Source organism: Verminephrobacter aporrectodeae subsp. tuberculatae At4 (assembly GCF_000193225.1).
Taxonomy (GTDB): Bacteria; Pseudomonadota; Gammaproteobacteria; order Burkholderiales; family Burkholderiaceae_C; genus Acidovorax; species Acidovorax aporrectodeae.
The window spans coordinates 1-8,992 of sequence record NZ_AFAL01000450.1 but is presented as its reverse complement, the minus strand read 5'-3'; the positions used below and the strand labels follow the sequence as shown (position 1 = coordinate 8,992).

Annotated in this window: 9 protein-coding genes and 1 pseudogene; 2 read left to right on the top strand and 8 right to left on the bottom strand. The window is 57.3% G+C overall.

Annotated features, from left to right (window positions below):
* The first annotated feature begins 852 nt into the window (after positions 1 to 852).
* On the top strand, positions 853 to 1,050 hold the full coding sequence (locus VTU_RS31660; RefSeq protein WP_081479839.1) for a response regulator transcription factor: 198 nt from the start codon (positions 853 to 855) through the stop codon (positions 1,048 to 1,050).
* Between the two features lie 130 nt (positions 1,051 to 1,180).
* Here the strand turns inward: VTU_RS31660 and VTU_RS27400 are convergent, their stop codons facing one another.
* The 5 genes from VTU_RS27400 to VTU_RS32845 form a co-directional block, all read right to left on the bottom strand.
* Complete coding sequence (locus tag VTU_RS27400) at positions 1,181 to 2,128, bottom strand: transposase (RefSeq protein WP_236610748.1); 948 nt, start codon at positions 2,126 to 2,128, stop codon at positions 1,181 to 1,183.
* 243 nt (positions 2,129 to 2,371) lie between these two features.
* Entirely contained in the window at positions 2,372 to 2,923 is a 552-nt protein-coding gene (locus tag VTU_RS32860; protein WP_138927908.1) for a hypothetical protein, read from the bottom strand.
* A gap of 49 nt (positions 2,924 to 2,972) precedes the next feature.
* Positions 2,973 to 4,208 carry a cucumopine synthase-related protein gene (locus VTU_RS32855; protein WP_138927907.1) on the bottom strand — a complete coding sequence of 412 codons (1,236 nt, stop codon included), beginning with the start codon at positions 4,206 to 4,208 and terminating at the stop codon, positions 2,973 to 2,975.
* Positions 4,209 to 4,290: 82 nt separating this feature from the next.
* Positions 4,291 to 4,740 (bottom strand): hypothetical protein, encoded by a 450-nt coding sequence (locus tag VTU_RS32850; protein WP_138927906.1) that lies wholly within the window; start codon positions 4,738 to 4,740, stop codon positions 4,291 to 4,293.
* Positions 4,741 to 4,849: 109 nt separating this feature from the next.
* Positions 4,850 to 5,290 (bottom strand): hypothetical protein, encoded by a 441-nt coding sequence (locus VTU_RS32845; protein ID WP_138927905.1) that lies wholly within the window; start codon positions 5,288 to 5,290, stop codon positions 4,850 to 4,852.
* A 167-nt stretch (positions 5,291 to 5,457) separates the two neighbouring features.
* On the opposite strand from VTU_RS32845, the gene VTU_RS32840 reads away from it, so the two are divergent.
* Positions 5,458 to 5,652: a hypothetical protein gene (locus VTU_RS32840; RefSeq protein WP_010105432.1), complete on the top strand. Its 195-nt coding sequence runs from the start codon at positions 5,458 to 5,460 to the stop codon at positions 5,650 to 5,652.
* A 143-nt stretch (positions 5,653 to 5,795) separates the two neighbouring features.
* Here the strand turns inward: VTU_RS32840 and VTU_RS27395 are convergent.
* The 3 genes and pseudogenes from VTU_RS27395 to VTU_RS0114620 form a co-directional block, all read right to left on the bottom strand.
* A pseudogene (locus tag VTU_RS27395) lies at positions 5,796 to 7,888 on the bottom strand (TonB-dependent receptor domain-containing protein).
* Positions 7,889 to 8,078: 190 nt separating this feature from the next.
* Positions 8,079 to 8,474 (bottom strand): hypothetical protein, encoded by a 396-nt coding sequence (locus tag VTU_RS0114625; protein WP_010105430.1) that lies wholly within the window; start codon positions 8,472 to 8,474, stop codon positions 8,079 to 8,081.
* Between the two features lie 41 nt (positions 8,475 to 8,515).
* Positions 8,516 to 8,992, bottom strand: a 477-nt coding sequence (locus tag VTU_RS0114620) for a hypothetical protein (protein WP_010105429.1), incomplete at its 5' end; no start/stop codon positions are given.

Genomic DNA, 8,992 nt, shown 5'->3' with positions numbered 1-8,992 from the left:
AATAGAAAACACAAGAAAAACTCGAACGATACTCAGGTATCGTGGCCTGCAACACTCGACAAGGAGGCATCAACCAGTCAATCCACACCCCTCTCTACAATCTCAACCGCGTAACCCCAGACCCAGCGCTCAAATCGGTCACGATGCCGAAATGGGCGGTCACGCTCGCCGAAATACCCAATCCTGACCTGACGTCGGCCGGAACGCAAGATACGGCTATGACGCAAGCAATCAGACTGCGGGCGAGGCAGCGACGAAGCCGTGCTTGCGCAGCATCTTGATCCAAGCCCTGGTAGCAGGTTGTAGTTGCCAGCATGGCGTAGATCGTGCGCAGCAATCTTGTGGGCCAGCGAACGGACCATGAAAGTTGAACAAGGCTGTCGCTTGACGAGCGCATGTCGAACATGGTCTACTTTGCCACGTTACCCCCGCTGAAGGAGGTTGACTGATGAGGGGGGCTAACCACGAGCATGTGGATCAACCGGGGCGCCTTCGGCAGCCCGGCAGGGGCCTGAAGATCAGAAAACCAAACTCGCAGCCCAAGGCCGCTGCGCGTTCAAACGAGCGGAGTCGGTTCTGTTATACAGGTCTTTCGCATTGCCCCCATTTGCGGGGGGACATGTGACGCTATTACTCCATAACTAGAAGTGCAGAGTTGGGACATGTCGGAGAAGTTGTCCGCGTTGCGTCCTGTTTCGATGCAGTTGAATCTGCAATTTTTGCAAAGGGAGCACGGGCTAGCTTCGTTGTCCACTAACAAATGATTTTATGTTGTCAATCTTCCAATGCAGCTTATAAATTTCATTCGTTCGTTACAAAGTGACAAAAATATTAGACCCAGGGGAAATCGTAATGCACCGTTACGCACTGACATTACTCGAGCTTGCTGTTGTAGAACAATTGATCAAGGGGCTAAGCAATAAAGAGATTGCGCGCCATTTAGGAATTAGTCCCTTCACCGTTCGCGAATATTTACAGCGCATTGGAGTTAAACTCGGCTGCCACAATCGCGTTGAAATCGTCGTTCATTGGCTTCGTGTCGATGGCTAATGTGAATCGCCCCGAGATTCGTGGAGGCTGATTGGTTTAAGTAAGGCCACCACCGCAGTGGCTTGACTGGTGAGTTGGGCGTTGTTGCATAAATCGACCTTCAAAGATTCCCCTCCCCAGGAACACCAATTCAGGTGAGGCGCGCGGACGGCGGGCGAGCCAAAGAGGCCATGCGATTGAGCACGCCCGCACGGATGGCGACCTCGGTGGCCTGCGAGCCAACGGTGCGTGCCCACAGGAAATGGCTGGTCAGCGTCTTCAGACGGTATATCAGGTTCTCCACCAGCGAGCGCTTGTGGTAACCGCTGGCTTTTTTCCATTCGCGTCTCTTGCTTGCTCTCCCTGCTCTTTGCGATCTTGTCAATGGCCGCATTGCGCCAAGTTGCGCCCGGCGTGGCCTGCCGCCAGGGCATGGCGCCTTCGCGCGGGGAATCGAGGGCGTCGCACCGCGTGCGGCAATCTGCGCGTGGCATGCCTTGGTGTCGTAGGCCCCATCGCCGCCGACGATGTCAATCGGTGTTGCGCACGGAATCTGCTCAAGCAAATCGGTCAGGGCCTCGCTGTCGCCCATCTCCTGATGGGTCATCAGCCTTTGCGCGCGGCGGCTCAGAGTCGTGTAGCTGGGTACCGGCAGATTCGGGAAGGCGAGCCGGCGCAGACTTTGAACGAATCCTTGCAGCGCACGCAGGGGCAGATCAAACACCTGCTTGAGACTGAGCAACCCTTGGATGACGGCGTCCGGGTAGACGATCGGGCGTCCGCGCCTGGAGACATCCGCAGTCGGTGCGGGTCTCAGAAGGTTCTTGTCGATCCACACCTCGATATCTCCTCTGGCAATCAGCCCGGCGTTGTACTGCGCCCAGTTCTTGACACGGTAGGTCACCTTGGGCTCGGCTCGTTGGCTGATGTCTCTGCGCATGTTCCCTGGCAAAAGGTCGGGAATGTACCCGGTTCGTGTCGCAACTGACATCAGCGCTTGCATCGCCGTTGTACGCACAAACATCAGCATGCTATGCGGTTCGGGATTTATGCAACAACGCCGCGCATTGGTGAACAGCGCTTCCATTTCAACACTCATCAGACACTCCCATGCTCAACATCAACCCGGTGGACCTGCGGACAGGTCCAAGGCGACCGGCCCGCTGGTATCCACCCACTGCCAGCGGCTATTATGCATGTTGGTTTTCACATAAAACGACGAGGAGCCCCGCGCGCCGCGCTCCTGCAGCAGCGCGGCGGAGTACGCCGCATCAAGCTTGATCGCCAGGCTGACGTTAACGTCTCCGAATTTGCAGGGCCGACTATTTACGCAGCCAACAAATTATTCGGTTAATCCATAGACGCGAATCAACCCGGTGGAAAATCCTATGCTATTATTAAATGAAAGCCTAAAGCCTTTCGTCGCATAGCTAGATGCGTAATCATAACCAGTTCCATTATAATGGGATGGCCTGTTTTGATAGCCCAAAGCAATACCCATTACCCAGGTCACAATCGTTCTCGGCATAAAAGGCTCCGCACCTTTCGAAGTCATCGTCGGCATATGAAATGTCAGCTCTCCGCCCACCCCGTTTTCGGAGTTATTTGTGATGTAATTACCTGACGTTAGCGTAATAGTGTTCCCGCCGCTTTCTTCTTTATATTCACCAGAACTTCCCGAGTCCACGTAAAATGCTTGAGAGTTATAGGTGCCCTGAGGAAACGAGCTTCCATTATATAACTGGAGTCGTAAAAAAGTACCTTGACCAGTGGTGCTGTTATTTGTCAGATTGGATATGAAGACTTTGTAAACCGGACAGCCTGAATTAAAGCTTGAGGTGTCAATAATCGCTTCATTGTTATTTACGACAATCTTGTTAAGTGACCTGTACATGACATTTTCCTTGCTAATTTAAGTGACACATTCGTTTTGCAAAATTTACCTATGCCCCTACTGTGGGTATGGGATGCTGAAGCATGACGTTATAGGTGATGGTTGCGTCGAGATCGGTCTGCCTAGAGAGTCGTCCTCCCATATTCCATGGGTAGATATAATCGACCCACGCGAGCATGCGATTTATATAATTGAGATAAGCCATGTTCATTTGTACAAATTCATTTTTTGTTGTCGCAGAATCTGCAAGTGCCTGCCAATATAGACCAGTGTACGGAGGCTCTTCATCTTCTCTTGTTCCGAGCCAGTGAAATTCGGCTAGGCTAAGATCAGCCAAAAACTCAAATGCATTAAACGTATCGAGTAATATGACTCGCAACATTTTTTTTGCCACATTCACATCTAGAGAGTCATTCTGGACCACTTGAGTCAATCTATAGATGACGGTAGCCCCTGACAACCGAAGATATATCAACATGTGAACCAAATCACTATAATATTGAAAACCGCTACCAGCCTCTCCATTGATCAGTCCAAATTCGACTTTCTGTATCTCCCATGGCTTATTTCGCCAAATTGTGGTCGTATGCGATTGAATAATGTTGATGAAGGACTGCCATTTAGGATTCGTAAGCTGCTGCTTGGGCTTTGGAACTCCAGTTACTGGCGCTTGCCATGGAGAATAATTGTAAATTTCGAAGTCAATTTTAGGAGACTCCGCTCTTGACTTCGTCGGATGAGCAGGCATAATCGTGGAGACCATGTCATTCATCGCCTGGGACAAGCGCTGTGGATACGCAGCTCCTATATTCCATGGGAAAAACATATGATTCCAACGATGAGCGCGCACAAAAAGCTGCCATAGCACTTTTGTCGCATCACGGAACTGCTCTATCGTTAAATTTGGGTGTGTGAGTACAGCATAATAGTCATCTCCTATTTTTCGGAAACCGCTAAGACCACAAAACTCAATTCTTGCAAATACACTAACCTTTAAGTCAGTTCCGTCCATAAAAAGAATAGCGAGTGCGGCAGTCTTAAGATCCGACAGCAAGTAACTTGTATCTTCAGACAATTGCACGAAACGGTACAACACATCGGGACCGATTCCGATAAGATAATCTTGGAGACCTTGATAGTTAGCAAGATATTGTCCGCGGGTACCAGCGCCCGAATCGACAAGTCCCGCATTTAATTTTTGAAATTGCCAAGGTGTATTTAGCCACATCTCACTCAGCAAATATTCAATATTACTTATAAATTCAGATGCAGTTGGCGATGCCATGGGAATGCTCCTTACGAATTTAAGCACTTACCAAAAGAAAACGCGCAATATGATTGTGGCGGCGGATTCATATATTATTTTATTATGAAGCCTTGCGGGTTATTCTCATCCGAAAAATCTGACGATCAAACGCAAGCACCGAATCACTCCACACCCGTTCGGCTACCCTTTTGAGAGTATTCAAATCACCCACAACTGCAACATTACCAAATACAGGAACAAGTGCCGCAATAGAACTAGAACTGCCAAAATTGAAGCAGATTCTCTGCGTAGGTGGATCTAAATAAATGTAGCCCGGAGTATCATGGTAATTTGTCGGCGATCCAAGGTAGTTAACTCGAGTAGGCAAATATAATATTTCTCCTGCAAGCATATCGATTCCTGGTTGACAATCTATTCCATGAACATCGATGCAGTTCATGACTGCCGTCGTAATATCAACGTTTGCCACACCAACAATTAAATTTACCTGCGTTTCTGGAATCGGCTGTCCCGTGGTATCCAGTAGCTCGGCAACAAGATTTTCTGACATCATTCAACTCTAAAAGTAAAATCCAGTCTTTCGATGATGTGTGGTACAAAATAAGTCTGTGGGTACAGCACCAAATCGAAGATTCGAGAAAACTCCCCCATGCCGTAAATTACAAATATTTACCGCATGATCGACATGAATAATGGTTTTTCACGAAATCAACAATCGTATTTTTCCAAACTAAATCGCCAATCAACTCCAGTTTTGGCCTATCTGAAGAAACAACTTCTGCGAATTTTCCGACTTTTGCTGTCTCCGTTGCTGCGCCATAAGTGAAAATAATCGTCTGGCCAGGGGCATAGAGATAAACATCCCCGGGTTGGCGATCAACAGTGTTATCTGGTTTTCCTGTAAAAACAACACGCGTTGGTACCCAGAAGTTTCTCCCCGAAATCGTCACATGACCCAAATAACAAAAAAGTCCGTACTTATCTAAACACGCCATCACAGCGGCAAAGATATTTGGGTTGCTCGCCTCGCCATAGGTACAGTCGATCGAAAAGGCGAGATCCTCATGACCATCGATCGCACACCTTAAAATTGTCGCCATTTAAGTCTCTGCACTGAGTTTGCGGTTGATGAGGCCACACAAACGATTGTAGCCATCGAGTCTTGGAGATAACATTAGCTTCATTCTTAGAACGTCTTTGGTGCGTAGAGTTGGAGACTACACTCGGCGAAGCTACACTACTACCCTATAAATGTAGGGATTAGCTGTTGAGCTCCGCTGATTTCTGGTTGATGTCCCGCGCGCGGCCGCTGCAGTACGAGCCAAGCAGCCCGCCCAGCAAGCAGTACGTGCTGGTCCCCGATGCGCTGCTGAACGACAGCGAGCGCGAGCGCTTGGGCGTGTGGCTCGCGCACGCGATCCGGTACGTCAGCCAGCCAGGAAAACCGAAGCGAAAACGATGACTTCCCGGCTGCCGCGTGCAGTCCCGGATACGCCCGCAGTCACTTCGGAGCAGGCGCCGCCCGGACGGCAACACCGGGGCCGCACCCCGCCATGGCAACGGCCCGTGGTGTTGCACCGGCTTCGCAGAACCGGCTGATGCCTCTCAGAACGCCACCCTGCTGCCCAGCGTGATGCTGCGCCCCATCAGCGGTGCGGCGTTCTTGATGAAGGAAGTGTGCGCATACGCCAAGCGGTTCGTCAGGTTGTTTGCCTTCAGGTACAGCTGCCAGGGTGTTGTGTTGCCGAGCTGGACGGTGTGGCTCAGGCCCAGGTTCAGCATGCCGTAGCCCGGGGTGGCGCTCTCGAACGCGGCCACGCGGTTCTGGCGCGCCACTTGTACCCACTCGATCCGGCCCTCCCAGGCGTTCCCGTTGGCGTCCAGACGCAGGCCGGCGCGGGTCGCGGGAATGCGCGGCAGCAATCCCCCGTCGGCGAGCTGGGCGCGCACGCTGTCACCGAACAGCGTGACGCCCAGGTGGCGGTTCAGGCGTTGGCGCAGTTGGCCCTCGACGCCGGTGAAGCGGGCGTCGGCCTGGCTGTATTGCAGCAGTTGCAGGCCATCGCGCGCGTCGAGCGTGCGGCCGTAGATGTAGTTGCCGATGCGGTTGTGAAACAGGCTCACGCCGAAGGTGGTGTCGCCGCTGGTCTTGCGCAGGCTCAGGTCCACGTTGCGCGCGGTTTCCGGGCGCAGATCGGCGTCGCCGCGTTCGTAGGTGCTGGTGGCCATGTGCAGGCCGCGCGCGTACAGTTCTTCGGCCGTCGGGGCGCGGCTGGCGCGGGTCAGCGACGTGCCCACCGCGTAGCCGGGCCGGAACTGCCATACCGCACCCAGCGCGGCGGATACGCCGTCGTGGTTGCGCTCGACGCCGCTGCTGCGGGCCTGCGTCGTCTGGCGATCGTGGCGCAGGGCCGCTTCCAGGCGCCAGTCGCCCAGGCGGTATTCCTCCAGCATGAACAGGCCCGTCTTGCGCGTGCTGGTGGGCTGTACGTAGGCCTCCTCGCCCTCGGCGCTGAAGTTGCGCTGCGCGGTCTGCAAGCCGAACAGGCCCTTGAAGCCGGCAATCGGCTCATGCTGCAGTTCGACGCGGGCGTCGTGCGCCCGGTTCTTGAACGTGGTGGCGATGGCGCCGTCCTCGACCTCGTCGTGCACGTAGTCGGTCACGCCCGCGCGCAGGCGCAGTGCCGCAAAGCCTGGCCACGGCTGGCGCAGCTCGCCCCGGATGTCCATGCGCGCGCTGCGCAGATCGACCACGGGGATGTCCTCGCCCCCGGCGTCGTGCGCGCCATGGTCATGGTCGTCTTCCCCGGTCTTGTGTTCGTCGTGTTCGCCGCAGTGCAGCCGGTTGCCATCGGCGTCGCAGCCGGCATGGCCGTGCTCGTGGCCGGGCAGGCCGTAGCGGGCGGTCTGGTGGGTGTAGGCCGCGCCCAGGTAGCCGCGCTCGCCCACCCAGGACAGGCCCAGGCTGCCGGCGTCGCTGCGGTTGAAACTGCCCGGCAGCTTGCGCGTCGGCACGCCTTCGGGCGTCCAGCCCTTGCCTACGCGGTACGCACCGGCATCGCGGGCCGCGCCTTCCACGTGCACGGCGAACGGGCCTGCGCCCCCGGTGAGCGCAAAGGCCCCCGTGCCCTCGCGCGCACCGGTGTTCGCGCGCAGTTCGGCGCTGCCTTCATGGCCCTTGGGGGGACGGCCGTGGGCACCTTGCCGTCGAGCACGTTGACCACGCCGCCGACCGCGCCGCTGCCGTACACCAGGGCCGAAGGGCCGCGCAGCACTTCGATCTGCGTGGCGAGCATGGGCTCGGAGGTCACCGCGTGGTCGGGGCTGATGGTGGAGACGTCGTGGATCTGCGCGCCGTCGCTCAGCAACTGCACGCGCGGGCCGTCCATGCCGCGGATGATGGGGCGGCTGGCGCCTGCTCCGAAGTGACTCTGGGTGATTCCGGGCTCGTTGCCCAGCGTCTCGCCCAACGTGGCTTCCCGGCGGTGCGCGAGTTCGTCGCCTTCGAGCACGCTGACGGGGGTGATCATCTCGTTCGTTCCCAACTGAAGGCCGCTGGCGGATACGGTGACGGGGGGCAGGTCGGGGATGTTGGTGGGCGCTGTCTGCGCGAGAGCGGCGCCGGCCAGCGTGCTCATGGCGGCGAGGGCGATGGGCTGGAGAAGCGGGCGATGGAGTCTGGATGCGGGGTATGTCATGGGGATGTTGCAACAAGGGGGGCGCGACGGCATGGCGCGGCCATGCGCGCGGGCGCGGCCTCATGCCCCGGGGCATGAGGAGGTGAATGAAAAGGTGCCGCGTATGCCTGCGGTCATGCAGGCACCGTGGCGTGCTCAGGCAGCGTGCAGCGCGGGGGCCCGGCGCGCAGGCGGCCGGGTCCGCGCCGATTCATGCGGGGGGAGCGCGCGCCTGGAACGGCACGACCCGCTGCGCGGCGGGTCGTTCGGCGGCTGTTGCAACGGGCGCCTGCGCTGCTGCCAGGGTCGGCAGCGCAACCGGGACGCCGCTGTGCAAGGGGCCATCACCCAGCGCCAGCTGGTCGAACGAAAGGCAGTCCAGCGGGGAATCATGGTTCCCCAGCAGGCGTTCCAGCAGGCCGTGGGTGTCGGCATGGTCCGCATGCACGCGGTGCGGTGCGTCGGCATGGACGACCCGGTGCAGATGCCCCAGCGTGGGCACGGCCACCAAGGCCAGCAGCAGCCACAGCAGCGCGATCCGGGCCAGCGCGGCCCTGCGCGCAGCGGGCCGCAGGGGGTCATGGTGGGGGAGGCGATGGCCGTGCACAGCGGGCAGAAAGGGGTAGTCTCAACGGCGTCGAAGCGCGCCTATTCCACCGCAACGGCGTCGAGCACGCGGTAGTACAGGCCATAGGGGTCGTCGTGCAGCAGAGTGAAACGGCCTTGCACCACGATGGGTTCGATCGCGTAGCGCACGGGCGTTTTGGCGCGCACCTCGACCATGCTCTCGGGCCCGCCGGGCAGGCAGAACGGGCAGGTCAGCGGCACGGAGGTCAGCAGGAAATGCGTCTGTGCGGCCCTGGAATCGAGCGGCACCATAAAGCCCTGGATGCGCTGCACCGTCTGGTGCATGCTCAGTTGCTGGGCGCTGAAAACGGGCAGCACGCCGTTCTTGGTGGTCTTGCGGGTCAGATCGGTCAACACGGACCAGGGCAGCACGTCGGTGCGCGGGGGCAGCGGCGCGATCGGGCTGGCGGGGCTGTGGTAGCCCGCGCCCGTGCCCGATGGCAGGCCGGGCGGCAGCGGCGAACTGAGCCGCGGCGCGTCGGCCGCGGGCCTGGCGCC